This is a genomic window from Paenalicyclobacillus ferrooxydans, from assembly GCF_001399675.1.
In the GTDB taxonomy this organism is placed as follows: Bacteria; Bacillota; Bacilli; order Alicyclobacillales; family Alicyclobacillaceae; genus Alicyclobacillus_B; species Alicyclobacillus_B ferrooxydans.
The window spans coordinates 71,198-94,910 of sequence record NZ_LJCO01000079.1; the positions used below are offsets into that span (position 1 = coordinate 71,198).

Genomic DNA, 23,713 nt, shown 5'->3' on the forward strand with positions numbered 1-23,713 from the left:
AGGAGTGTATCATGCATGAAGGTGTCATATCTGTGGCTGTGTGAAGTAGTGAACATCACTGGAGTGAGTCCGGATGAACTCGCGGAACGACTGACCAGGGGCGGACTTACGGTTGACGGGGTTGCACCGCGTGTCAAAGGAGTCAGCGGGGTCGTTGTCGGCGAAGTGGTCGCGTGTGAACAGCATCCGAATGCGGATCGACTGCGCGTATGCCAAGTCAATGTAGGACAAGATGAGTTACTGACGATTGTCTGCGGGGCACCGAATGTCTCGGCTGGACAAAAAGTGCCGGTAGCTGTCGTCGGCGCGAATCTACCGGGTGGCAAGATTGGCAAGGCGAAGCTGCGCGGGATTGAGTCCCAGGGTATGCTTTGTTCGGCATCTGAAATTGGTCTCGAAGTGAAGTTGCTGCCCAAGGAGCAAACAGAGGGTCTGTATATTCTGCCATCCGACACAATCGTTGGCGCAGATGTGGCGGACCTGCTTCAATTGAACGATGTTGTGCTCGATATTGATCTCACGCCAAATCGCAGTGACTGCCTCTCGATCCGGGGACTGGCATACGAAATTGCGGCTTTATACGGTCGGCCGATCCGGTTTGAGCCGCCGAAGCGAGCTGTCACTGGTGAAGGTTCTCCGGTGCACATCGAGATCGCGACGGACTTGTGCAGCAGATATGACGCGCAGGTTCTTTCCGGTCTTAACGATGTTGCGTCCCCGCTGTGGATGCAGATGCGGCTTTTGACAATGGGTGTCCGCCCCATCAATGCGACGGTTGACATCACAAACTACGTGATGCTGGAGTGGGGACAACCACTGCACGCGTTCGACTTTGATGAAGTCCGCCAAGAGACGATTGTTGTGCGACAGGCTCACAACGGCGAGAAACTGGTGACGCTCGACGGCGAAGAACGTTCACTGACTCAAGACATGATTGTGATTTCCGATCCGGACAGGGCAATTGGTTTGGCAGGCGTGATGGGCGGTGAAAATACGGAGGTCACACAGAAGACAAACCGCGTCGTACTCGAGTCAGCCGCTTTTGATGCACCGTCCGTCCGCCGAACGGGGCAGCGTCTTGGGTTGCGCTCGGAGGCACAACAACGGTTTGAAAAGGGTATCGATGTTGTCGCCGTGAGAGCAGCACTCAACCGTGCAACTGAACTGTACCAGCAGATTTGTGGGGCGAGCATCGTTGGCGATGTAGCGAGCACGGCAAGGACGGAGGAGCCCGCTGCGGAATCCCGAATGGTGGCATTCTCCCCTTCGCGCTGCCGTGAACTGCTCGGCGCCGAGATTGCTGATGAGACGATGCAGGATGTCTTTTCTAGACTTGGATTTCACATTTCGACGTCAAATTTCTCTGGATCCGACAGGGAGTGGGACGTTGCTGTTCCCACGCGGCGCCCTGACATCACGCGTGAGGCCGACTTGGTGGAAGAGATCGCTCGCCTCGTTGGCTACGACGAGATTCCGTCCACCCTTCCTGAGGGAGCCACGACAACCGGTACGCGCACTCTCCGGCAGAAGATCCACCAAACCACTCGTCATATCTTGCTTGGCGCTGGCATGACAGAGGTTTTCACGTATTCCTTTACCCATCCGTCACAATTGGACAGGATGCGTTTGCCTGAAGATGCGGAGTATCGGAGGATGATCCCGATTGCCATGCCTCTCTCAGACGAACGTACGGTGATGAGAACGCACATGCTGCCGAGTCTCGCTCAGATTGGTGAATACAACCTGTCTCATGGAAACCTGGGCGGACAGGTGTTCGAGTTGGCTCGTGTATATCGGCCGAAGTCGTTGCCGCTGACGGAGCAGCCGATCGAGGAAACTATGTGGGCAGGGCTTTGGTTTGGTGAGTATCCGGTACAGCTTGGGCAGCGTCCGCGTGCGTTTGACTTTTATGACGCGAAAGGATCCATAGAAGTTTGGTTAAGTGCCTTCGGACTTGGGCACCGTGCTGCATTTCGAAAGACCAATGTGCCGTACCTGCACCCAGGACGCAGCGCAGAAGTTGTCGTAGATGACATCAGGATTGGTCAAGTTGGTGAGATCTATCCGGAAACAGCAGAAGAAATGGGCGTTGCGGGAGCTGTCTACGCGGAATTCCACCTCGACGCAATCGAGTCTTTGCTCAACCTGCGGTATCACGTTCAACCTCTGCCAAGGTTCCCGGCTTCCTTGCGCGATCTCGCTGTCGTTGTCGACCAAAACGTTGCTGTCGGCGACCTGCTCTACGCAGCCAAGGAGGAGCTATCTTCTGGTACTGAAAGTCTCCTCGAATCGTGTAATGTGTTTGACGTTTATCGAGGGAAAGGAATTCCAGAGAGCCATCAAAGTGTGGCATTTTCGTTCATTTACCGTGCAACCGACAGGACGCTGACAGACGAGGAAGTCAGTCACCTCGAAAGTCGGGTGCTTGCCCGCTGGCAACGTGAGTTTGCAGCTGTTCTCAGAAGTTAACGATAGGCTCCTGTTCTGCAGGGATTTATATCCGTATCTAGAATAACGATGCGTATGGGGAGGGTGGCAAACGATGGCCGATGATGCACGACACAGGTCCCGAGTTACGATTGGCGGTACGGACTACACCTTGCGCGGAGAAGCGAGCGAAACGCACCTCCGGGGTGTGGCTCGGGCTGTAGACAGCCTCATGCAGCAAATCGCATCAGCCAACCCTCGCCTCGACGGGCGCCGCATTGCGGTATTGACAGCAGTGAACTTGGAAGACGAGTTGATTCGCCTGCGCGAAGAGAATCGACAGTTGCGAGAAGAAAATCGAGAGTTGCGAGAAGAAAATCGAGAGTTGCAGTCCAAGTACCATGAAGTGCTTGTCTTGTTGGACGAGCATACAAGGGTTTCGCCAGAATCCTCGCCTAGGTCTGGGGGAGTTTAAGGTCCGTGAACATTGTCGATTTAGTCATTGTGGTCATCGTGGTGCTCGGTGGATGGAACGGCTACAGGCTGGGGCTGGTCCGCCAAGTAACCCGCCTCTTTGGGACTGTGATAGCGTATTTTGTTGCACTTTGGCTGCGACCCGTATTAACGCCAGCTGTCGATCAGATGCTGCAAGGGACAAAGTGGATACCACCGTCGAACGGGGTGTTCCAGCTCGTGCTGGGGAACTTTTCCGGAGCAGTAGCATTTACAATTCTATTCATTATATCTTTTTTGATTCTGCGTTACGCCGCGGGTTTAATTGATGCACTGTTCAGCTTGCCATTATTGTCGACCGTCAACCGTCTCGCGGGTATGGTGGCTGGTTTAGTTCTGGCTATCGTGTTTGTATACGTGGCCTCGCTGGTGTCGCATTACATCAACAATCAAAAACTTCAAGCCGACCTGTCGAACTCGGTTATTGTACAGTGGCTGGACGCCAATCACCCTGGCATCACACACAACCAAAGTCAGAACCAAGGTCAAGGGCGGAGCCAAAACCAAAGCCAAACCGTGAATTCAACCAATAATTCGGGATGAAAATTTTAACACGAAACGAGCGAACCACAGTTGTGGCCGCTCGTTTCTTACAGACTTTTCTAGTCCCTAAATCTTTCTAGTCTCGTCTGCCGCGCATCTCCGTTGGAACAAACAAGTCGATGATACCGATCACAAGTGATGCGAGGAGGGCCCCAAGAATGGTCACACGCATTCCTGGTACGACTAACTGGGCTAAGTACAGCACGACCGCACCAGAGATAAACCCGACGATACCTCTGCCATAGGGAGATATTCGACGGCCAAAGAGGGCCTCAATTGCCCAACCGAGCAGGGCAATCACGACGGCTGCAAGGAGTGCGGACCAGAAGTTCATGACGCCGAATCCAGGAACAAGGAATCCGACAAACATCAGAACTAACGCTGACACAATAAATCGAACAATTGTTCCTATCAGGTTCATGTGGCACCTTCCTTTCTGCTGTCTCACCTGTAATATGCCCAGGACACGCTTTCATATGTGGTACAATGAGTGGGATTTGCGGCTTCGCCCTTGTGAAGCCGTTTCAGGCGTTGTGGAAGGCAGGAACGTGGATGGACAAACGAACACTCGAAACACTCGAATACAGCAAGGTTAAGGCCCAAATCCGCACTTACGCGGCCTCCAGCCTCGGCAAGGCACAGATTGACGATATGGAGCCTTTCTTGCGCCAACAAGAAGCCGAAGCAGAACTGGCGGTTGTTGATGAAGCACTTCGGATGTTATACCGATATGGACCAGTACCGTTTGGCGGGATCACCGACATCCGAGCCGCGTTGAAAAAGGCTGAAATCGGTGGGGTACTCGGAACCGATGAACTCAACCGAATGGTTGACTTTATCCAAGGCGGGCGAAGGGTTCGCCAGGCACTGCAGGTCGACTCGGAAGAGCTTGATGTCCCGCGGCTGCGGGAGGTTTCCGAGCTTCTGTATGACGCTCGCAAAACCGAGGAAGAAATCCGTAAGGCGGTTGCTGAGGACGGAACGATTTGGGACCACGCAAGTTCCGAGTTGGCCAAACTCCGAAATCAAAGACGGCAGTTGGAATCTCGGATGCGTCAACAACTCGAACAAATGCTCCGCTCACACGCCCGCTATCTCCAGGATCCGGTCATTGCCATGCGCGGCAACAGCCTATGCCTGCCGGTTCGAATTGACTACAAAAATCAGATTCCAGGGATTGTACATGACGTTTCCGCTTCAGGGGCTACAGTATTTATTGAACCTCAGTCTGTGGTTGAATCCGGGGCAAAGGTCAGGGCATTGCTCGTTGACGAAGAGCGTGAAATCGAAAAAATTCTGCAACACCTCTCTGGGGCCGTCGCAGAAATTGGATCTGAGTTGCAGCAAAATGTCGAGTGCCTCGCCCTTGTTGACCAGTGGTTTGCTAAAGCAGCGTGGTCAAGGAAGGAAAATTGTGAACGACCGAGGCTGCGTGAGGATAGTACTTGGATTTTGCGCCAAGCCAGACACCCTCTGATTGCTAAGGAACACGCCGTTCCAATTGACCTTTCTCTTGGGGACCGCAATCAAATGTTGATTATCACGGGCCCGAACACGGGTGGTAAGACCGTTACCCTGAAGACTGTTGGCATACTGACACTGCTTGCGATGTCCGGTTGCTTCCTTCCGTCTCGTCAGCCATGCGACATTGGATGGTGTGACAACATATTTGCAGATATCGGTGACGAACAGAGCATCGAACAAAGCTTATCGACGTTCTCGTCACACTTGTCCAACATCGTGCGCATGTTTCATCACGTGACGCACGAAAGCCTGGTCCTGCTTGACGAACTTGGCGCGGGTACTGATCCTGCAGAGGGTGCAGCGCTCTCCATGGCAATTCTTGATCGACTAAAAGCAGTGGGTGCACGCGTCGTTGCAACAACCCACTACGCCGAGCTCAAGGTATACGCCATGAACGATCCAATGGCGATGAACGCAAGCATGGAATTTGACGTTGAGACACTTCGACCCACATATCGACTTCGCTTAGGAATTCCAGGACGTTCAAATGCACTGGCGATTGCCGCACGGCTTGGTCTTTACACAGATGTGATTGAACAAGCGAGGGGCTATGTGCGCACGGATGATGCTCGGATTGACGCACTGCTTCAAAGTATGGAGAAGGCACAGCGCGAAACAGAAAGGCTTCACCAAGAGGCCGATGAAGCCAGGCATCAGGTGAAATCTTTAGAGGACGAGCTGCTCCGAAAAGAAGAAGAACTCCGGGTTGAGACTGAAAAGGCTCGACGTCAGGCAGTCGATGAAGCCAAAGCAATTGTTCAACGGGCACAGAGCGAAGCAGAGCGCATTATTCGAGAGTTGCGAAGCCGAAAAGACTCGGGTCACTTTAAGGACCATGAGTTGGTCGAACTACGTAAGGGTCTGGAGTCTGCTTTGCCTCGGGAAGTCGAACGTATTGTCCGCAAGGCGAAACAGCGTGAAAAAATTCGGGTCGGTGCGGTGGTCCGCGTGCTCTCCCTCGGGCAAAAAGGAGAAGTCGCAGAAGTCAGCGAAGATGAGCAGACACTGACCGTGCAACTTGGATTACTCAGGATGAAGGTGAAGCAGTCCGAAATTGAGCTGTTGCAAAATGCTGAAGGCGGAGGAACTTCTGCGCCGACGGGCGGGCGCTCCGTGAAACGTGGACTGCCGAGACAGATGCCTCTGCAGTTGGACATTCGTGGTGAAACAGTCGATGAAGCAATACCGCGCATTGACAAGTACCTGGATGAAGCGGTGATCAATGGGCTGGCGCGTGTGACGATTATTCACGGGAAGGGCACTGGTGCCTTACGCGATGGGGTACGGAAGTACCTGAGTCGGCACACTCAAGTCAAAGAGTGGGTCCGCGGCGGCCAAGGGGAAGGCGGGGACGGTGCGACCGTTGTCACTTTGGAGTGACAACTCAGCGAGCCCTGATGGGGGGTATCATGTTATTGCGTAGGGGTGCCTCGTGATTCAACATACAAAGGGGGTTACGCAGCACTTTGGCTGTGTAACCCCCTTTGTTTAATCGACCAGATGGATCTTGGTCTTGGCTTTCACTGTACGACAAGACCGCTTAGTTTGTCCGTGAACGCTCCCCCGTTTGCGGCCATAGCATCTCCGGTAACCCAGAACCACTGCTTCCTCCGGAATTGTTCCCGCCACGTGGAGTCGAATTCGTGGTGGCTGAGGACGAACTGTTCCCCGTCGTATTACCGTATCCCGGTTGATTACTACCTGACAACTGAACCGTAATCGGTTGTGACGGCGGCGATATGGCCGAGTCTGAAGCGGCGTAAATCTGATAGTAAACAACGGCTGTACCTGCAGGTACGCTGGTGTCCGTGTACGCTGTATCAGGAATTGGACCAGCAATGTTGACGTACGGCCCGTTCGGTGCTGTCGCACGCCACACGGTGTAGCTCGTTGCTGTGTTCACTGGGGCCCACAACAAGTTCACTGCACCCGTCGTTGGATCCACTGCGGCCTGTACGTTGCTTGGTGCTGCCAACGTCGGCATTGGGGATGAACTTGGCGCTTGCAGTACGGTGCCGCCGCGTGGGTCTGGTTGAGTCGGCACGTACGTGTTGCTGTCCAGTGTAGTGGCGCCGGATGGAAGCGGCCATGGCTGGTTCAACTGAATCTTTGACGGGTCGACAAACACGCCTTGTTTGACCTCGTTTTGCGGTGTGTTCGTCGTAGCCAGGTACTTTTTACCGTTCAATATCGTGTACAGGGCCTGTACATATACATTGTCTGTCGCTGTCGGCTCCGTTCCTTGCACGAAGATCTCCTTGTCAACAGCTCCGGCTTGTTGACACAGTGGTGATGGCAGTTCTCCTGAATCACGGCACACAGCCATTTGAACAATGCCTGGTGGTTCTGCAATCGGCATGGTTGGCGGATCCGCTTTAAACACCGGTGCCATAATTTTGCTCCATAAGGTGAACTTGAGGTTGTACCAGTTCACCGGGTAGACTTCAATTTGCTCGTGGTGGTTGTATCCCATCCAAATGCCCATCGTGTACTTCTCGGTATACCCGACGAACCAACCATCGCGCTGTTTATCAGTGGTACCGGTCTTACCATAGATGTAGTAATTCTTTGGGAACGCCGTACCGATTCCGTAGTAAGCTGTACCGGTCGGGTTGGTCACGACATCGCGAAGCATGCTGTCAATAACATAAGCCGTCTGAGATGAAAACACAGTTGTCTGCGTCGGGTGCGCTTGATACAACGTGTCACCTTTGCTGTCGGTGATCTGTGAAATCAGATAAGACTGACGCCATACCCCCTGGTTCGGGAAGGTAGTGTAGGCACTGGTCATCTGCTGAACGGTCAGTCCATTCGCCATACCGCCGATGGCAGTTGGCAACTGTTGCAAATCCGATGCAGCCAGCGTTGAACGTCCGTCGATGGTCTTTGACTGTGGCGTGATGCCCATTTTTTCTAAGTACTTCCCGGCTGCTTGAGGCGTAATGTACTGTAAAACCTTAATTGCCGGGACGTTTAGAGACTGGGTCAGTGCTTCTCGCGCTGTGACAATCCCGTGCCAATAATTTTCGTCGTCCTGCGGCTTCCACGGTGGTTGGCCTGGACCGGCTGGCATCGAGATCGGACCATCCATGATCGGTGTTGCAGCGGTGACTTTCCCCATTTGGATGGCGGGACCGTAGTCGAGCAGAGGTTTGATTGAAGACCCTGGTTGACGTGGCAGATCGGAGTGGTCGTAGTAATCTTTGTAATAATCACGCCCACCGCCGATGGCAAGAATTCCTCCCGTCGCATTGTCAATCATCGTGACGCCAGCTTCATAGAGGTCTTGTACAGGTTTTCCATTTTGGTCCTTGAGCAGTTTTCCGTTGATATACACGTCTTTTGTCGTATTGCCAAACAGCTGATTGTCCGAAAGGACTTTATCCACGTCATTTTGCTTGGTCAGGTCAATGGTTGTATAGACTTTATAGCCTGCTGTAGGCAGGGCATCTTCTGCATCAGTAACTGAACTGTAAATTCCTTGCTTGACGAGGTACTGTGCGATCAAAGGCCGAATATCGTCATTCATCAGATACGGGTACTGCTGCGATGTAGCTTGTTGCGGTTGATGAATGTCTTTCAGAATGTTAAATGACAGGGCTTGATTGTATTGGGATTGAGTTATCATCCCATTTGCCAGCATGTGTTGTAAGATCAGGTGTTGCCGCTTCACGGTGTTGCTCGGGTACTGATATGGCGAAAACAGAGATGGGTTATTGGGTATTGCTGCGAGAAAAGCTGCTTCTGCCAGATTCAGGTTTTTCGGGTCCTTGTGAAAGAGGATGTTTGATGAGGTTTTCACCCCGTACACGTCGAGGTTACCCATGCGACCCATATACAACCAGTTCATATAGTCCGTGAGAATTTCATTCTTAGAAAGTATTTGGTTCACGTGAATTGCAAGGGCGATTTCCTGAATCTTGCGTTTCATGGTTCGTTGCTGGTCTGGAAAGATAGCAAGCTTGACAGTTTCCTGTGTTATCGTACTTGCTCCACTTTGAATATGGTGATGCACGAGGTCTTGCACAAACGCACGGGCCATCGACAGCGGGTTTATTCCAATATTTGTATAGAACGTTTTGTCTTCAGCTGCGATAAATGCCTTGGTCAAGTACGGTGAGACGTCATTCACTGAGGCAATCGGCTGGCGATCCCCGTCCGCTGCAAACTGCCCAATGACTTTTCCGGTTCGGTCATAGACCACGGTCGGCGCCCTGTTATTAATGAAGGTGGCGGCAGTGACGGTGGGCAGACCCTTTAGTAACGCTGTGGCGTACCCAACCCCAGCGCCAATGCCAATTACGACGACACCTCCGATAAACATGAAGGTGTAGCCAATAATTCGCCATACCCAGCGCCCGCGTCGTACCTCTGCCTTGGCACGCTTCTTGTCCGCCTTGTTTTGCCGCTTCTTTGGGCCTTTTGGCGGGTTAGAGCGGTCGGCCATGTCGGTCACTCCTCTCATTCGCACTGATTATAGCAAAGAAACTGGCTTGGTTGTCCATTTTCGACAGGTTTCGACCGACAGGACGGTGCTGACAAGCACAGGTCCTACATATACATGTGGCAAGGACAGGCTAGCAGAGTGGTGCCTACCTGCCATCATTCAGCTTTGCCGGAATTGTATCCTGCGGAACTAACCGGGAAGTTGTCTTTTTCTTTGCGCCAGTTCTTCGCGTCAGAAGTTGTCCTTTCGCCGTTTAGGAGTGTGAAATCTTGCCGCAGACATTTCGACCACGACGTTCACGTGGCAGCCGCAGTTCCGGTGCCTCCATTGAGTGGGAGTCGCAAACGCCTTCAGGGCCGCGGCGGCGTTATCTTGGAATCAAAATATCCGGGGGAATCTTTGCCGTAGTATTGTTACTTGTGATACTGATTGATACACGGGTTCGTCCTTCTATTGCCGCTATTGCGGATACCGTTGCACGGCGGGCTGCTACAGAGGCAATGAATGACGCATTGCAGAGCGCAATTTCGCATTCTCCTGACACCGGGAAAATGCTGCATGTGGCTACAGACCGTGAAGGGAACGTTAGAATGACCTCGTTTGACTTTCATGCCGTCAGCATTCTGCAAGCCGAGGTGACCAAAGAATCCGAGGAAACGCTCGGAGCCCTGTCACGCGAAACATTTCCCTTGCCAATAGGACAAACCCTTGGAGGTGCCTTGCTTAGTCCGTTTAGTCCAGAACTGCCCGTTCGAATTCACCTCGTAGGTTCTGCCCATTCGAGTATTCACATGGAGGTAAAATCCATCGGCATTAACCAGAGCGTGCACGCTTTGTATCTGAACGTAGATGCTGAGGTACAGGCTGTGGCTCCTCTTGTCACGAAGCCTGTCGAAGTGCAAACGAGTGTCCCGCTTGCGTACGTGGTGCTGAATGGTGAAATCCCCAGCACGTATGTGGCAAAGGGGGATGGGGCACTGCCAGTGCTGCCGCCTGCAAAGTCCCCCTGATTGGCGAACCGGTTTATCCAAAGTTTTGACAACGAGAGTGCCCTTGTGGACGGTCGGTAGACCGCCCATTTTTGTTGTGTTTAAACCACTCCCTGGGCTCCTGCATATACTGGCAGGGACGAAACGCCCAAGGCCAAGGCTGGTAACAGACGCCCATCAATGTATACCGGGATCGGCGGTGCACGTTTTTCGTCATCAGGCGGTGGCGAGTAAAGGAGGTAACACTACATGAAGAAGTACGTGGTGCGCGACGGCGATACAATGTGGAGCATCGCTGAGGCGACTGGGGTGCGACCCAAGTTGTTGTTGGCGGCAAACCCACAGATCCGAAACCCGAATCAGTTAAAGCCGGGCAGTATCATCGTTGTGCCCGAACTCACGAAGAGCAAGTCAAACGCCAAAGGCGGGATGGGCACGACCCAGCCAGCAGCAGATGCAGCGGGCGAGACTGGTGTGCAGGATGTTTCGCCACAAATGCAAACGATGGCTCCGACAGGGACCCCAACTGGCGTGGCTGCGCCAACTCAGATGCCAGCAGGACACAGCGACGCAGGAGCGGGACAAAGCAAGCCGGCAATGCCGCCATTCTTTGGATTTGTCTGGCCGCACGCTGTGAAACCGGGGGAAAACTGGGAAAGCATTCAAAAAAAGTATAACGTGCCGATGAGTCACTTGTTGCAAATGAATCCAGGTCTTGCACATCGCGCCTTGCGACCAGGTGACCTGCTTTACGTCCCAGGCATGGTACCTCCAGCGCAGCTGCCATCCTGGGCGGGTTCCACGACACCAGGCAGTGCGGGCTCTGAAATGGGACCTGTAGGGGCTTTCGGTGCTGGTCCAACAACTCCGGAGGTCGCGCCGACACCAGGGGAAGCCTATACACCGGGTCAAGGCTACGCACCGGGTCAAGGCGCCGCGCCGGGTCAAGGTTACGCGCCAGGCCAAGGCTACGAGCCGGGTCAAGGCTACGCACCGGGTCAAGGCTACGCGCCAGGCCAAGGCTACGAGCCGGGTCAAGGCTACGCACCGGGTCAAGGCTACGCACCGGGTCAAGGTTACGCGCCAGGCCAAGGCTACGCACCGGGTCAAGGCTACGCACCGGGTCAAGGCTACGCACCGGGTCAAGGCTACGCACCGGGTCAAGGCGCCGCACCGGGTCAAGGCTACGCGCCAGGCCAAGGCGCTGCACCGGGTGCCGGTATCTCACCAACATCCGGGGAAGCATTCACACCAGGGCAGGCCTACCCATCTGTTACTGCGCCAATACCTTATGGGACAGGAGCAACCAGCCCTGAGATGCCTGGCACGGGTCAATTGCCCATGGCGGCGTCCGAGTGGACTGACCCTTATGGCCCGCACCAACATCACCCGTTTCGAACTGATGCCGAGGGCGCCGTCAATGACGTTTGGGGCGAGAGTTCTTCGTGGGACGTTGAGGATGGAACGTTTGGTAACAGTTGGCGCACTGCAGAGGAACAGGATGTTTGGCCGAAGAAGGAGTTCAAATGGCCAGACGCCAAGGCGGGCGAGATTTCTGTGTTCCTAGGAGAGCCTGATGAAGGATCAGCCGATATGGGACATTGAGTGGTGGAATCGGCCACAGAGATTGACCCAGTCACGTCGAGGACACGATTGGCGCCAGGACGACTCCGTCGAATCGGCTGATAGTGACATGGCGCTGACAAGCGCTTTAGGCTTGCACTACGGCATATCCGTGCAGGCCTATCAACAGCTTCGGTCTGCAACAGGTGTGATAGCCGAGGATGGCACCCGTTACGTCTGGAAGCCAGTTAAGCAGCGTGATGCTGTAACCAAGTTGCCTGAGATTGAATGGTTGGTTACGCGACTCAATGACGGCGGGGTGCTTGCGGCGGGGCCGATTATGACCAACCAACAGCACCTGTTTTGTCGGGTAGAAGAGAACCGTATCGGCTACCTGCAACCCTGGCTTCCTGGGCAGCATCTGGACCTTCGTGAAGATAAGGAACGGTTTGCGGCCATCTCGACCGTGAGTCGTATGCATACCATCACAGCGATTCCAGACGGGCCAGCACAGATGAATGCCGGAAAGCCTTCGGTGCTGAGCCGTCCGTCGCTGCTCGTTCACCGTATGGTATACAAACGACAACTCGTCATACGAGTCTGGTCGCAACTTCTTGAACAGTTCCCAGAGTGGCAAACGATGAGTGTACCCGTCATGGATGGCATGGCAAGGGCTATCGAGTCAGCCAATCGTGACCGACTTCGTTTGGTGTCACCTCGCAGTTGGTGTCATCGGGATCTGGCGCCCCACAACTTGCTTTGGGACGGCCAACGGATTGGTATGATTGATTTTGATCTCGCTGCCATTGACGATCCGCTCGGTGACCTGCTGCAGATCTGTAACCATGCGCTGTACCTTGGGGCCGTCAGGGATGCGTCAGAGTGGTTTCAGATGGTTCATCTGTACGCGGTATCAACGTCCATGTCCGAGGATGAGCGGTCTCGGATGAAGGGTCTTCTACAATTTCCAGAGACGCTCGTTCGAGCCATAACCGACTGGCTGCATGCAGGGCACCCAACACATGGAACACTCCTGCATCACGCGATGGAATGCGAAATAAAGCGCCAAGATTTTATCCGGCAGCTCGGGTAAGTGATTTGAGAATCCAAAGTACAAAACACAGGCCACCAGAAGCCGCTGCTGGTGGCTTTTACTTTTGGTTCGACAAAAGTATACTAATAACGGTATTTCTTGTGGATTCAAGGCACCTTAGTGGTAGTCGGGATACTTCAGACAGGTTTACCCGGTGGCTTTTGTGAAAAGGGGAGTGTAGAGACGTGACAGACCGTGTTACCGTGGCCCTAGGTCAGTTGAGACCACGTTTGGGTGACGTGAGTGCTAATCTTGAGCAGCACTTGGCGTGGATTGAACAAGCCAAAACGAACCATGCTGCGCTCATCGTTTTTCCGGAACTCGGCTTGACCGGGTACCAGGTGCAAGACCTGACCTTAGATGTCGCGAGAACAACAAAACACCCCGACATTCAACGTCTCGTCGCTGCAAGTCAAGACATTGACGTGGTATTCAGCTTCGTTGAGGAATCCGAGCAGCACCTGTTTTATATCACGGCGATTTATGCCCGTCGCGGCCAAATTGCCGCAAAACATCGCAAGGTCTACCTCCCAACCTACGGGATGTTTGACGAAGGCAGATATTTCGCCTGCGGTGAGGAGTTTCGGACTGTGCCTACTGATTTCGGCCGATCCGGTCTCATGATCTGTGAAGACGCCTGGCATGTCTCCAGTCCGTATCTGCTCGCTCTTGGCGGGGCTGATCTTATCTGTGTTCCGGCCTCCGGCCCGGCTCGAAGTGTAGCTGAACAAGACCGTTTCGGTTCTCACGTGTTCTGGCGTGATTTACTTCAGGTGTATGCAAGATTGTTTGGTACATATTTCATTTTCGTCAATCGAACCGGGTTTGAAGACGGTGTGAACTTCTTTGGTGGTTCCGGAGTGATCTCCCCTGAAGGCGAGTGGCTGGTTGAGGCGCCTGAACTCACGGAGACGCTGTGTTACGCAGAGCTTGATTTGTCTGTGATTCGCCGGGCTCGCTACATCACACCGATCTTGCGCGACGAAAAGAAACATTTGGTCTTACGGGAGCTTGAACGGCTGCTCGAGCACAGGGAAAGGCGGGATGCAGAGTGAAACAGGCTATCGAGAAAAAACTGCATCTCAACGCGAAGCTGACACTGGACGTACTGACTGCGTTCGTTCGGGAAGAGGTGACCAAGGCCGGGTTTTCCCGGATTGTGATGGGGCTGTCTGGAGGCATTGACTCAGCGCTGGTGGCGTATCTAGCCGTGCATGCACTCGGTCAAGAGAACGTACAGGTTGTCATGATGCCGTACAAGACAAGCAGTGCGAACAGCCTGAAGGACGCTGAAGAGGTCTGTACGGATTTGAACTTAAAACCACTCGTTGTGCCTATCAGTGCCCCAGTTGATGCATTTTTCCAGAACATGGACAGCATCTTTGGGGAACCCGCATCCAATCTGCGCCGAGGAAACCGCATGGCTCGGGAACGGATGTGTACTTTGTTTGACATATCTGCCATTCAGAATGCGTTGGTCCTTGGAACCAGCAATAAAACAGAGCTTCTGCTCGGATACGGGACTCAGTTTGGAGACCTAGCGAGTGCGATTAATCCGATTGGTGACCTCTATAAGATACAAGTTCGTCAGTTATCGAAAGCCATCGGTGTTCCGAATTCCATTCTTGAAAAGGCGCCGAGCGCAGACCTTTGGGAGAACCAAACCGATGAGCAGGAGCTTGGGTTTGACTATGATACGGCCGATGAGATTCTGTACCAACTGGTTGACGCACGCATCAATCCCGATGAGCTTGCCACCTTTGGGTATGACTCTAAGTTGTTGGGGTTGATCGTCCGAAGAATGCGCTTGAATCAATACAAGCGAAAGCCGCCAGTGATTGCTAAAATTTCGAGCAGGACAGTTGGTATCGACTTTCGCTATCTGCGTGACTGGGGGAACTGAGCAAACGGCTCATCCAAAACACGGGTTTGCTACGAAATCATGGGGGGACAATACATGTCTGGACACTCGAAATGGCACAACATTCAGCGCCGTAAAGGCAAGCAGGACGCGGTGCGCGGCCAGTTGTTCACGAAGCTGTCAAAGGACGTCTATCAGGCCGCTAAGGAGGGTGGGGGCAACCCCGATACCAATTTCCGGCTAAAGACAGCGATCGAACGGGCCAGGCAGAGTAACCTGCCTTCGGAAAGCATTGCTCGGACGATTGCGAAGGCGACGGGAACCCTCGAAGGTGCTCATTATGAGGAACTCATCTATGAAGGCTACGGACCAGCTGGGACTGCCATCATGATGGAGATTGTAACTGACAACCGAAATCGGACTGCGGCGGACGTTCGCCACATTTTCGCAAAACGCGGCGGAAACCTCGGTGAATCTGGGTGTGTTGCGTGGATGTTTCGCCGAGTTGGTGAAATTGCCATCGACAAGTCAGATTGCAGTTTGTCGTATGACGACTTAATGATGTTGGCGCTCGAAGCCGGTGCCGATGACCTCAAGGAAAGTGAAGACCAGTATGTCATAACGACAGCGCCAGAATCATTTGCGGCCGTCAGAAATCAGTTGGAGGAGCAAGGCCTGGTCCTTTCTGAAGCCAATCTCAGTTACGAGCCGGAAAACCTGGTTCCAGTGTCCGGGGAAACCCTTGATCAAGTGCTGGAGCTGGTCGATGCTTTGGAAGCGCACGATGACGTACAGGACGTCTATGCGAACTTTGAGCCGGTTGAACCTGTAGAGTAGCCTCGATCCCAAATTTCACGGTACAGACACAAATGTTGTACAGTCTTTCCGCATATTTCACAGTCAGCGCGGCATCCTACCCTCAGAATCAAATTGAGGTGAGTGCTATGAAAGCGCACTTTAGATTTCGTCTTTGGCCGCGAAAAAGCTGGTTGGTTCAAGCTCTTCTTGGTGTGCTCTTCGGCTCCTTAGCGGCGATGACGCTGTCCGTTCATGGCTTTGTAGCCTTAGCAGATACGCCCGCGGTGACAGACTTCGGCCAGGCTGATGTCGTACCTGCATCTATGATGCGAGAAAATGGCTGGAGACAAGCCGTTTTTGTTACCCTGTATCCAGACGGCAGCGGCAAGTCTGAAGTTCGCGGCGTGAGGGATGACGCGGAGAACACGCTTTTGTCTGAACATCCTTCTTGGCAGCTCGACCATAGCCTTACATGGTTCGTGCAAATGCCGGTGTACGTCCGTCAACTGTCTATTCAGGACACGCAAACCGGTGGTAGTACAGTATAGGCACGTCCAAGTTTGGGCGACTTCCATAACTAACAAGTAGGAAATTCCCCTCCCCATGGCGAAAGAATGTCGCGGGGGAGGATTTTTTTATGTCTGGATTTCGCATTCTAGGTATCGACCCAGGTCTAGCCCGACTTGGTTTTGGCTTGATTGACCTGGAGGAAAACCGTCTGCTCCCTGTTCATTATGGTTGTCTTGAAACGCCCGCAGACTGGTCCACACCGAGGAGATTGGCATTTCTGTACGAGGAACTGAAGAAAATCATCGAACAATATCAGCCTTCCGTGATGGCTGTTGAACAGTTGTTTTTCTATAAAAACGTAACAACGGCATTTGTTGTTGGGCAGGCCCGGGGTGTTGCACTGCTAGCTGGCGTTCAGGCGGGAATTGAAGCTGTTGAATATACACCGATGCAAGTCAAGCTCGCAGTAACGGGTTACGGCAAGGCGGTCAAAACGCAGGTTCAGGATATGGTACAATTACTGCTCAGGCTGGCGGAACGTCCAGAACCTGACGATACCGCGGACGCGTTAGCCATCGCCATCACACATGCACATGCTTCGCGCAAAGTCGTGTCGAGGCAGAGCAGTGAAAATGTAAAGCGGCCGTCGATCCGGTATGGAAGGGGAGTCAAGCCGTGATTGTATTTCTCCGCGGCATTGTTAGACATCTCAGTTCTGCGAGTGCAGACTTGGACGTGAGTGGAGTCGGCTACCGCGTGTTTATCACGGAGCCGCACGCGAAGAGTCTCATCTCCGGAGAGGAAACATTTGTTTATACGTACCATCATGTTCGCGAGGACACTGTACAGTTGTTTGGATTTGAATCTGAATCGCTGCGGGATTGGTTTGAACTTTTGATTGGCGTTTCCGGTATTGGACCAAAAGGGGCACTGCAAATTCTGTCTGGAGCCTCAGTAAACGAATTTGCTGTTGCAATTCAGGAGGAAGATGTGGATACGCTGTGCAAACTCCCAGGTATCGGGAAAAAGACTGCACAGCGGCTGGTCGTCGAACTTAAGGAGAAGGTTGGAAAACTGGAATGGTCCAAGTTGGGTGTCAATCAGACCAAACCTATGCGCCCGACGCAACTGAAACAGCATCCATTTGAGGAGGATGCTGCCGCTGCGCTTGTTTCTCTCGGATATCCGGAAAAGTTTGCGATAGAGAAAGTAAAGGCAGTTTTGTCCCAAGGTCGATATGAAAGCGTGACTGAAGTGATTCGGGCTGCCTTACAGCAGTTGGTACCATGAGGTTGTGCAATGAATTTAGAGAGGGGCAACACCCATGACGGATAGAATGGTATCAGCGGATTGGAGTCTTGAAGATGCGTCCATGGATTCCATTCGGCCCCGATTCCTCGACGATTATATCGGACAGGAATCCGTCAAACAGAATCTGAAGGTCTTCATTCAGGCCGCCAAGGAACGGCAGGAAGCGCTCGATCACGTTCTCTTGTACGGCCCTCCGGGGCTAGGCAAGACATCCTTGTCGATGATCATTGCCAATGAACTCGGTGTTCAGCTTCGACAGACGTCCGGACCAGCCATCGAACGACCGGGAGACTTGGCAGCACTCGTTACAAACCTGCAAGCGGGTGACGTACTGTTCATCGACGAGATTCATCGATTGCCGAAGCCAGTTGAGGAAGTCCTGTATTCAGCAATGGAGGACTTTGCCATTGATATCATCATTGGCAAAGGGCCGCACGCGCAAACAGTTCGACTCGACGTACCACCGTTTACGCTGGTCGGCGCTACGACAAGGGCGGGATTACTGTCGGCACCTTTGCGGGACAGGTTTGGCGTCATCGCACATCTTGACTACTATAAACCCGAAGAGTTAGCAAAGATCGTCCGGCGGACTGCCGATATCTTACGTATGCCGATTGACCAGGATGCTGCTGTTGAAATCGCACGCCGGTCACGGGGGACTCCCCGAGTCGCAAACCGGTTGCTCAAGCGCGTTCGTGATTTTGTTCAGATTGGCCAAGAATCACTGATCCGTATGGAAACAACACAATTTGCACTTTCCAAATTGCATGTGGATGAACTTGGCCTCGATGAACTCGACTACAAAGTGCTGAAAGCCATCATCCAGAAGTTTGCCGGGGGGCCAGTCGGACTCGACACCTTAGCGGCCGCTGTCGGCGAAGAATCGGGTACCATTGAAGATGTGTACGAGCCCTATTTGATTCAAATGGGGTTCATTCAACGCACCCCACGGGGGAGAATTGCGACAGAACGTGCTTATCGTCACCTTGGCCTTCCGGTGTCCGGCAGGCTGCTTGAGCTGTTCCATGAAGGACAATTCGACGAAGATCATCGGTGAATCATTCGCGTTTTACGTAAATTTAATGTTTTTGCAAATTGGATCTGGAATTTGGATAGATATAGTCTGTAGAGCCGGGAATGAACCCCCATAACGTACGCGTCCGGTCGCGAATACCTATGAAACGAGGTGGATCGAGTGCAGGGTTTTTTTACCCGAAGAAAAAACGCAGCAGCTCATGCGCAACTCGATGCCTTAGTTGAGCGGGCTCGTACCGGTGATGACGAGGCGCGTTCCGAATTGTTGAGTGCCTATACACCGTTTATTTTGCGAGTCGCGTCCCAAACTGCAAAGCGCTTCATTCATAAAGAACACGATGATGAGTTCAGCATCGCAATGACCGCAATGAATGAAGCCCTTGACCGCTTCGACCCGAGTAAAAACGCAAGCTTTTTGAACTTCGCAGAAACGGTTATCCGGCGAAGGTTGATTGATTATTTTCGATCTCAGCAGCCAAATCCATCTGTCGCTGTTTGGTCAGAATTTGATTTACAGGACGAAGAGGACAACGTTGTGAACTACGCGGAAATCGAGTCAGCGGTGAGCGCTCATGCCAAGATCGTGGAACAGCGTGACCGTCGTGACGAGATCGTCGAATTTGCCAAGGACCTCACGCGATTTGGCCTTGAATTCTCGGAGTTGGTTGATTTGGCGCCAAAGCATGCTGATGCCAGGGCGAACGCAATGGCGGTGGCAAAGCTGATTGCAGCAGAGGAGCAGTTGCGAGAGTTTGTGTTTCGCAAAAACTCATTGCCGCTTAAGGAACTTGAAGAACGCGTGACTGTATCTCGGAAGACCCTCGAACGACAACGAAAATATATCATTGCCATTGTAATCTTGTTGTGCGGGGATTACCATTATCTTCAAGATTACATACAGTGATAAAGAGATAGAGAGAAGTGCCAGATAGAGGAGGTGCGGTTTATGAAGCGCCGAGGTTTGGTGTTGGAATTGAATTCCCGGGACGCCATCGTGCTGACCCCGGACGGTGACTTCTGCCGTATCCCTCGCAAGAGTGACATGGAGGTCGGACTGGAGGTCACGTGGCGCGACCGGTTATTTGGAGTCGTGCCAATACAGACCGGCAGACGGCGACGGCGAACCGCGTGGCGGAACAGCCTAGGCTCTGTTGCGAGTGGAGTGGCGGCTGTGGCGGTCGTTGCTGCTGGTGTTTGGATGTACTCAGGAGTACTCCATCCGCAGACGGCCGAAGCCTACGCATGGGTGTCCTTGGATGTCAAGCCAAGTGTTGCTCTGAAAGTGGATAAGAACTTGCGTGTACAGGCAGTCGATGCAATCGGGTCAGATGCGGTATCCGCCATCAACTCGCTTCATCTGGAAGGTATGACGTTGTCGCACGCGGCGGAAAGCGTGTTATCGTACGCGGGTACGCACCAAGATTTATCACCTCAACCAGGTATCCTTGTCGCGGTTTCTCCGATTGCGCAGCAGGCATCTGGAACGAGAGTAGAGTCTGCAGCCACTGCAGCCGTAAAGTCTGCGATTCAGGCAGATAAAGCCATTCTGTCTCTCAAGCCGTCGGTGTTTTCTGTGGTGGTTCCACAGGATATCTGGCAGGCGGCGAGTCAAGCGGATATTCCTCCAGGACGGTTGATGTCTGTGCTTGTCGCAGCACAGGAAGGCCGAAAAACAGGGCTGCTGGACCTCGTCGGTTCAGAGATGGTTCAAGTGTGGAGCGATCCGATGGCGCAAACAGCCGTGTCGAAGATTGACTCAAGTAACCCGGCTGATTTGGCAAAGGTCTTACAATCGCTGTCAAACCCTGTACCGGGCTTGCAGCCGTCCAGTGGCAAGGGTCAGCAGGGCGCAACCAGTACGAACAACAGTACCGATGCGAAATCCGGTTCACCGCATGGAAGCGATGTCGTAAAGACCAATCATGCTGTAAGTCCTAGTCAAAATACGAGTCATAGTTCAAGTCGGCCGCCGAGTCATCACAGTCCATCGACGACGGTAGAAGTCAGTGGCCATGGTACCTTGAAAAAGACAGGACCACCCCCGGGGCTGGCTAAGGGGAACGGGGGTCATGGAAACACGAAAGTGTCTGCCAATAACAACAGCATCACCATTCGTATTGGGAATCAAACCATCGTCATACCATTGGAGACCCAGAATCGATCACAGGATTTTAGCGGAACACAGGGGCTCAAGGGAACACAGGAGTTCAACGAAACAAAGGAATTCAGCGGAACACAGGGGTTCAACCAAACAAAGGGATTCACCGGAGCAAAGGGGTTCAGCCAAACAAGGGGATTTACCGGAACACAGGGGTTCAAACATTCACAGGGGGACTCCCATTGGTGGAGTCAGGGAAATTAGGCACCGCGACACGCTAAAGCGTCATTCGGACTCTTAACTTCCAATATTGAGAGAAACGATAAGGTCAGTGCGTTTGGGCACTGACCTTTTATGTCGTATAATGAAGGCTACGCGATTGGAGCGGAAACAGTTTAGGTGAGGTGGACTTTGTTGTACCAAAGGAAGACAAGCGACTTACGTGTAGAAGACTTTGATTATGCACTGCCAGATGAATTAATTGCCCAACATCCGCTTGAGGACCGTGACGCATCGCGGTTAATGGTATTGGATCCGGTCGTGGAAACGATCGAACATCGTACGTTTCGAGATATTGTTCGATATTTGAATGCTGGAGACGTATTGGTCTTTAATAACTCGAAAGTGCTGCCAGCCCGACTTTACGGTAAAAAAGAGGATACAGGGGCAAACGTAGAGTTGTTGCTGACAAAGCGTCTTGGTCCGTATGAGTGGGAAGCCATGGCTAAGCCAGCAAAACGACTTCGCGAGGGGCATGTCGTTATCTTTCCCAGCAATCACGGTTTGGAAGGGTCAGGAACTGACGTGCTTGGACAAGCGGTTGTTGCAGGTGTGGAGGAAGACGGTATTCGACGACTGCGCTTCACCTTGTCCGGTTCTATGGAAGAATTTTTATACGAGATTGGCCAAATGCCGTTGCCACCGTACATCCACGAACCCCTTCGGGAGGCAGATCGCTATCAAACGGTTTACGCAAAGGACGAAGGCTCTGTCGCTGCGCCCACAGCCGGTCTCCATTTCACGGAATCACTGCTTGATTCTTTGCGGGAGAAGGGTGTTGACCTACAGTTTGTAACCTTGCACGTTGGGATTGGGACTTTTCGGCCCGTGACCGTGGACAGGGTGGAAGACCACCATATGCACAGTGAAACGTACTATGTGGATCCGACTGTTGCAGATGCTGTCAATCGGGCGAAACGGGAGGGGCGCCGTGTTATCGCGGTCGGGACTACGGCTTTACGAACTCTGGAGAGTGCGGGGCAGAGCGGGGAGGTGCATCCTGGTCACGGCGACACTGACATATTCATTTATCCTGGTTACCAGTTTCAGGTCATCGATGCGTTAATCACAAACTTTCACCTGCCAAAGTCGACACTCATCATGTTAGTTTCGGCTCTAATGGGGACCGAGTTCACAAAACGCGTTTACGAAGCGGCTGTTCGGGAGCGCTACCGATTCTTCAGTTTCGGAGATGCAATGTTTATTACGAGGAAAGGACAGTCCGAATGACACAACCGATTCGATACGAACTACTGCGCCGCGATGAACACAGCCTTGCACGGCGCGGGCGCCTTACGACGCCGCACGGCGTGATTGAGACCCCGGTTTTTATGCCTGTCGGGACACAAGCCACCGTAAAAACGATGGCCCCGTGGGAACTGGCAGAGGTCGGTGCGGGAATTATTCTTTCGAATACATATCACCTCCACCTTCGGCCTGGTGAGGAGTTAGTCCGTAAAGCCGGTGGACTGCATGGTTTTATGCACTGGGATGGTGCAGTCCTGACAGACAGTGGAGGGTTCCAAGTCTTTAGTCTGGCCGATTTGCGCAAAATCACCGATGATGGCGTGACCTTTCGCTCTCATCTCGATGGCAGTCTCCATTCGTTCACTCCGGAGTCTGTGATGGAGATTGAAAATGCCCTTGGTGCTGACATCATTATGGCCTTTGACGAGTGCCCGCCCTATCCGGCCACCCGCGAGTACGTCGAGACGTCATTGCGTCGGACTTTGGATTGGGCTGCCCGCTGTAAAGCCGCCCACCGCCGCCCTGATGAACAAGGGTTGTTTGGCATTGTACAGGGTGGTGAACATATTGACCTGCGCAAAGAATCGGCCCAGCGGCTTGTGGAACTGGATTTCCCTGGTTACGCAATCGGCGGATTGAGTGTTGGAGAACCGAAGCCTTTGATGTACGAGATCTTGAGTGCGACGACACCATGGTTGCCAGCAGACAAACCTCGTTACTTGATGGGGGTCGGTTCACCCGACGATCTATTTGAAGGGGTCGAGCGAGGCGTCGACATGTTTGACTGTGTGTTGCCGACCCGAATTGCTCGCAACGGCACCGTGCTCACGTCGGAGGGCAAGCGTGTCATGAAAAATGCGCGCTACGGCGACGATTTTCTGCCGCTTGATCCGAATTGCCAGTGCAAAGTCTGCCAAACATTCTCCAGGGCATACATTCGACACTTGCTTAAGGCGGATGAGGTGCTGGGCATTCGACTGACTACATACCACAACGTCTATTTCATGCTTGACCTGATGAAACAGATTCGGCAATCTCTTGACGAAGGCAGGTTCCTCTTGTACAAGCAGGAATTTTATGCGCGTTACGGTTATAATGAGACAAACGCAGGAGAGGAAGTGTAAACTTGGGAAATATTTTTCTGATTGTCATTGTTTTGGCTGTCTTTTATGCGCTGATGATCCTTCCACAACGTCGGCAAGCCAAACAACGCACGGCAATGATGAAACAACTCGGTCCGGGAGCCAAAGTGGTCACCACTTCGGGAATCTACGGTAACGTCGTTGAGATTGCGGATGATCGTGTATTTGTCACGATTGCTCCGGATGTTGAAATAGAACTTGATCCGCGGGCCATTCTGCGAGTTGTTGAGGCGGCTCCAGTCCAAGCGGAATATGTAGAAGAACCGGATGATGCGCACGGTCACGTGGAAGAACCTGATGATGAGGTTCAGAAGGACGAGCAGTTGTAGAGC

General features: G+C 52.9%; 21 protein-coding genes. 19 read left to right on the forward strand and 2 right to left on the reverse strand.

The window, feature by feature from the left end; genetic code table 11:
• The first annotated feature begins 15 nt into the window (after nt 1-15).
• From pheT to AN477_RS18290, 3 genes are all read left to right on the forward strand, one after another.
• Nucleotides 16-2,469 (forward strand): phenylalanine--tRNA ligase subunit beta, encoded by a 2,454-nt coding sequence (pheT, locus tag AN477_RS18280; protein ID WP_083486435.1) that lies wholly within the window; start codon nt 16-18, stop codon nt 2,467-2,469.
• Between the two features lie 73 nt (nt 2,470-2,542).
• The gene (locus tag AN477_RS23930; protein WP_083486436.1) at nt 2,543-2,902 is read left to right on the forward strand and encodes a cell division protein ZapA; all 360 of its coding nucleotides are present in this window, start codon (nt 2,543-2,545) and stop codon (nt 2,900-2,902) included.
• Between the two features lie 5 nt (nt 2,903-2,907).
• A complete protein-coding gene (locus AN477_RS18290; RefSeq protein WP_054970615.1) occupies nt 2,908-3,483 on the forward strand; it encodes a CvpA family protein in 576 nt (191 codons plus the stop codon).
• A 76-nt stretch (nt 3,484-3,559) separates the two neighbouring features.
• Here AN477_RS18290 and AN477_RS18295 read toward each other — a convergent pair whose 3' ends face one another.
• Entirely contained in the window at nt 3,560-3,904 is a 345-nt protein-coding gene (locus AN477_RS18295; RefSeq protein ID WP_054970616.1) for a phage holin family protein, read from the reverse strand.
• 131 nt (nt 3,905-4,035) lie between these two features.
• Between AN477_RS18295 and AN477_RS18300 the strand changes: the two genes are divergently transcribed.
• On the forward strand, nt 4,036-6,387 hold the full coding sequence (locus AN477_RS18300; RefSeq protein ID WP_054970723.1) for an endonuclease MutS2: 2,352 nt from the start codon (nt 4,036-4,038) through the stop codon (nt 6,385-6,387).
• Between the two features lie 160 nt (nt 6,388-6,547).
• Here AN477_RS18300 and AN477_RS18305 read toward each other — a convergent pair whose 3' ends face one another.
• A complete protein-coding gene (locus AN477_RS18305; RefSeq protein WP_054970617.1) occupies nt 6,548-9,454 on the reverse strand; it encodes a transglycosylase domain-containing protein in 2,907 nt (968 codons plus the stop codon).
• Nucleotides 9,455-9,723: 269 nt separating this feature from the next.
• On the opposite strand from AN477_RS18305, the gene yunB reads away from it, so the two are divergent.
• From yunB to yajC, 15 genes are all read left to right on the forward strand, one after another.
• Nucleotides 9,724-10,464, forward strand: coding sequence for a sporulation protein YunB (yunB, locus tag AN477_RS18310; protein ID WP_054970618.1), 741 nt, complete (start codon nt 9,724-9,726; stop codon nt 10,462-10,464).
• A gap of 228 nt (nt 10,465-10,692) precedes the next feature.
• Entirely contained in the window at nt 10,693-12,048 is a 1,356-nt protein-coding gene (locus tag AN477_RS18315) for a LysM peptidoglycan-binding domain-containing protein (protein WP_054970619.1), read from the forward strand.
• A complete protein-coding gene (locus AN477_RS18320; RefSeq protein ID WP_054970620.1) occupies nt 12,020-13,099 on the forward strand; it encodes a phosphotransferase in 1,080 nt (359 codons plus the stop codon). The genes AN477_RS18315 and AN477_RS18320 overlap by 29 nt, the downstream gene beginning before the upstream one ends.
• Nucleotides 13,100-13,284: 185 nt before the next feature.
• Nucleotides 13,285-14,154, forward strand: coding sequence for a nitrilase-related carbon-nitrogen hydrolase (locus tag AN477_RS18325; RefSeq protein WP_054970621.1), 870 nt, complete (start codon nt 13,285-13,287; stop codon nt 14,152-14,154).
• Nucleotides 14,151-15,002 carry an NAD+ synthase gene (locus tag AN477_RS18330; RefSeq protein ID WP_054970622.1) on the forward strand — a complete coding sequence of 284 codons (852 nt, stop codon included), beginning with the start codon at nt 14,151-14,153 and terminating at the stop codon, nt 15,000-15,002. The genes AN477_RS18325 and AN477_RS18330 overlap by 4 nt, the downstream gene beginning before the upstream one ends.
• A gap of 54 nt (nt 15,003-15,056) precedes the next feature.
• The gene (locus AN477_RS18335; RefSeq protein WP_054970623.1) at nt 15,057-15,797 is read left to right on the forward strand and encodes a YebC/PmpR family DNA-binding transcriptional regulator; all 741 of its coding nucleotides are present in this window, start codon (nt 15,057-15,059) and stop codon (nt 15,795-15,797) included.
• Nucleotides 15,798-15,904: 107 nt separating this feature from the next.
• Nucleotides 15,905-16,306 carry a hypothetical protein gene (locus AN477_RS18340; RefSeq protein ID WP_054970624.1) on the forward strand — a complete coding sequence of 134 codons (402 nt, stop codon included), beginning with the start codon at nt 15,905-15,907 and terminating at the stop codon, nt 16,304-16,306.
• Between the two features lie 89 nt (nt 16,307-16,395).
• Nucleotides 16,396-16,947 carry a crossover junction endodeoxyribonuclease RuvC gene (gene ruvC, locus AN477_RS18345; RefSeq protein ID WP_054970625.1) on the forward strand — a complete coding sequence of 184 codons (552 nt, stop codon included), beginning with the start codon at nt 16,396-16,398 and terminating at the stop codon, nt 16,945-16,947.
• Nucleotides 16,944-17,558 (forward strand): Holliday junction branch migration protein RuvA, encoded by a 615-nt coding sequence (ruvA, locus tag AN477_RS18350; protein ID WP_054970626.1) that lies wholly within the window; start codon nt 16,944-16,946, stop codon nt 17,556-17,558. The genes ruvC and ruvA overlap by 4 nt, the downstream gene beginning before the upstream one ends.
• 34 nt (nt 17,559-17,592) lie before the next feature.
• Complete coding sequence (ruvB, locus tag AN477_RS18355; protein ID WP_054970627.1) at nt 17,593-18,636, forward strand: Holliday junction branch migration DNA helicase RuvB; 1,044 nt, start codon at nt 17,593-17,595, stop codon at nt 18,634-18,636.
• Nucleotides 18,637-18,774: 138 nt separating this feature from the next.
• Entirely contained in the window at nt 18,775-19,518 is a 744-nt protein-coding gene (gene sigI, locus AN477_RS18360; RefSeq protein WP_054970628.1) for an RNA polymerase sigma factor SigI, read from the forward strand.
• A 42-nt stretch (nt 19,519-19,560) separates the two neighbouring features.
• Nucleotides 19,561-20,976 (forward strand): anti-sigma factor domain-containing protein, encoded by a 1,416-nt coding sequence (locus tag AN477_RS18365; protein ID WP_054970629.1) that lies wholly within the window; start codon nt 19,561-19,563, stop codon nt 20,974-20,976.
• A gap of 150 nt (nt 20,977-21,126) precedes the next feature.
• Nucleotides 21,127-22,221: a tRNA preQ1(34) S-adenosylmethionine ribosyltransferase-isomerase QueA gene (queA, locus tag AN477_RS18370; protein WP_054970630.1), complete on the forward strand. Its 1,095-nt coding sequence runs from the start codon at nt 21,127-21,129 to the stop codon at nt 22,219-22,221.
• A complete protein-coding gene (gene tgt / locus AN477_RS18375; RefSeq protein ID WP_054970631.1) occupies nt 22,218-23,363 on the forward strand; it encodes a tRNA guanosine(34) transglycosylase Tgt in 1,146 nt (381 codons plus the stop codon). The genes queA and tgt overlap by 4 nt, the downstream gene beginning before the upstream one ends.
• A 2-nt stretch (nt 23,364-23,365) precedes the next feature.
• Nucleotides 23,366-23,710, forward strand: coding sequence for a preprotein translocase subunit YajC (gene yajC / locus AN477_RS18380; protein ID WP_054970632.1), 345 nt, complete (start codon nt 23,366-23,368; stop codon nt 23,708-23,710).
• Nucleotides 23,711-23,713: the final 3 nt, after the last annotated feature.

Excerpts from the sequence above, each read along its gene's own strand:
- pheT (WP_083486435.1), top strand. The coding sequence starts at position 16 with ATGAAGGTGTCATATCTGTGGCTGTGTGAAGTAGTGAACATCACTGGA.
- AN477_RS23930 (WP_083486436.1), top strand. The coding sequence starts at position 2,543 with ATGGCCGATGATGCACGACACAGGTCCCGAGTTACGATTGGCGGTACG.
- AN477_RS18295 (WP_054970616.1), bottom strand. The coding sequence starts at position 3,904 with ATGAACCTGATAGGAACAATTGTTCGATTTATTGTGTCAGCGTTAGTT.
- AN477_RS18300 (WP_054970723.1), top strand. The coding sequence starts at position 4,036 with ATGGACAAACGAACACTCGAAACACTCGAATACAGCAAGGTTAAGGCC.
- AN477_RS18305 (WP_054970617.1), bottom strand. The coding sequence starts at position 9,454 with ATGGCCGACCGCTCTAACCCGCCAAAAGGCCCAAAGAAGCGGCAAAAC.
- AN477_RS18315 (WP_054970619.1), top strand. The coding sequence starts at position 10,693 with ATGAAGAAGTACGTGGTGCGCGACGGCGATACAATGTGGAGCATCGCT.
- AN477_RS18320 (WP_054970620.1), top strand. The coding sequence starts at position 12,020 with ATGAAGGATCAGCCGATATGGGACATTGAGTGGTGGAATCGGCCACAG.
- AN477_RS18335 (WP_054970623.1), top strand. The coding sequence starts at position 15,057 with ATGTCTGGACACTCGAAATGGCACAACATTCAGCGCCGTAAAGGCAAG.
- AN477_RS18340 (WP_054970624.1), top strand. The coding sequence starts at position 15,905 with ATGAAAGCGCACTTTAGATTTCGTCTTTGGCCGCGAAAAAGCTGGTTG.
- ruvC (WP_054970625.1), top strand. The coding sequence starts at position 16,396 with ATGTCTGGATTTCGCATTCTAGGTATCGACCCAGGTCTAGCCCGACTT.
- ruvB (WP_054970627.1), top strand. The coding sequence starts at position 17,593 with ATGACGGATAGAATGGTATCAGCGGATTGGAGTCTTGAAGATGCGTCC.
- AN477_RS18365 (WP_054970629.1), top strand. The coding sequence starts at position 19,561 with ATGAAGCGCCGAGGTTTGGTGTTGGAATTGAATTCCCGGGACGCCATC.
- tgt (WP_054970631.1), top strand. The coding sequence starts at position 22,218 with ATGACACAACCGATTCGATACGAACTACTGCGCCGCGATGAACACAGC.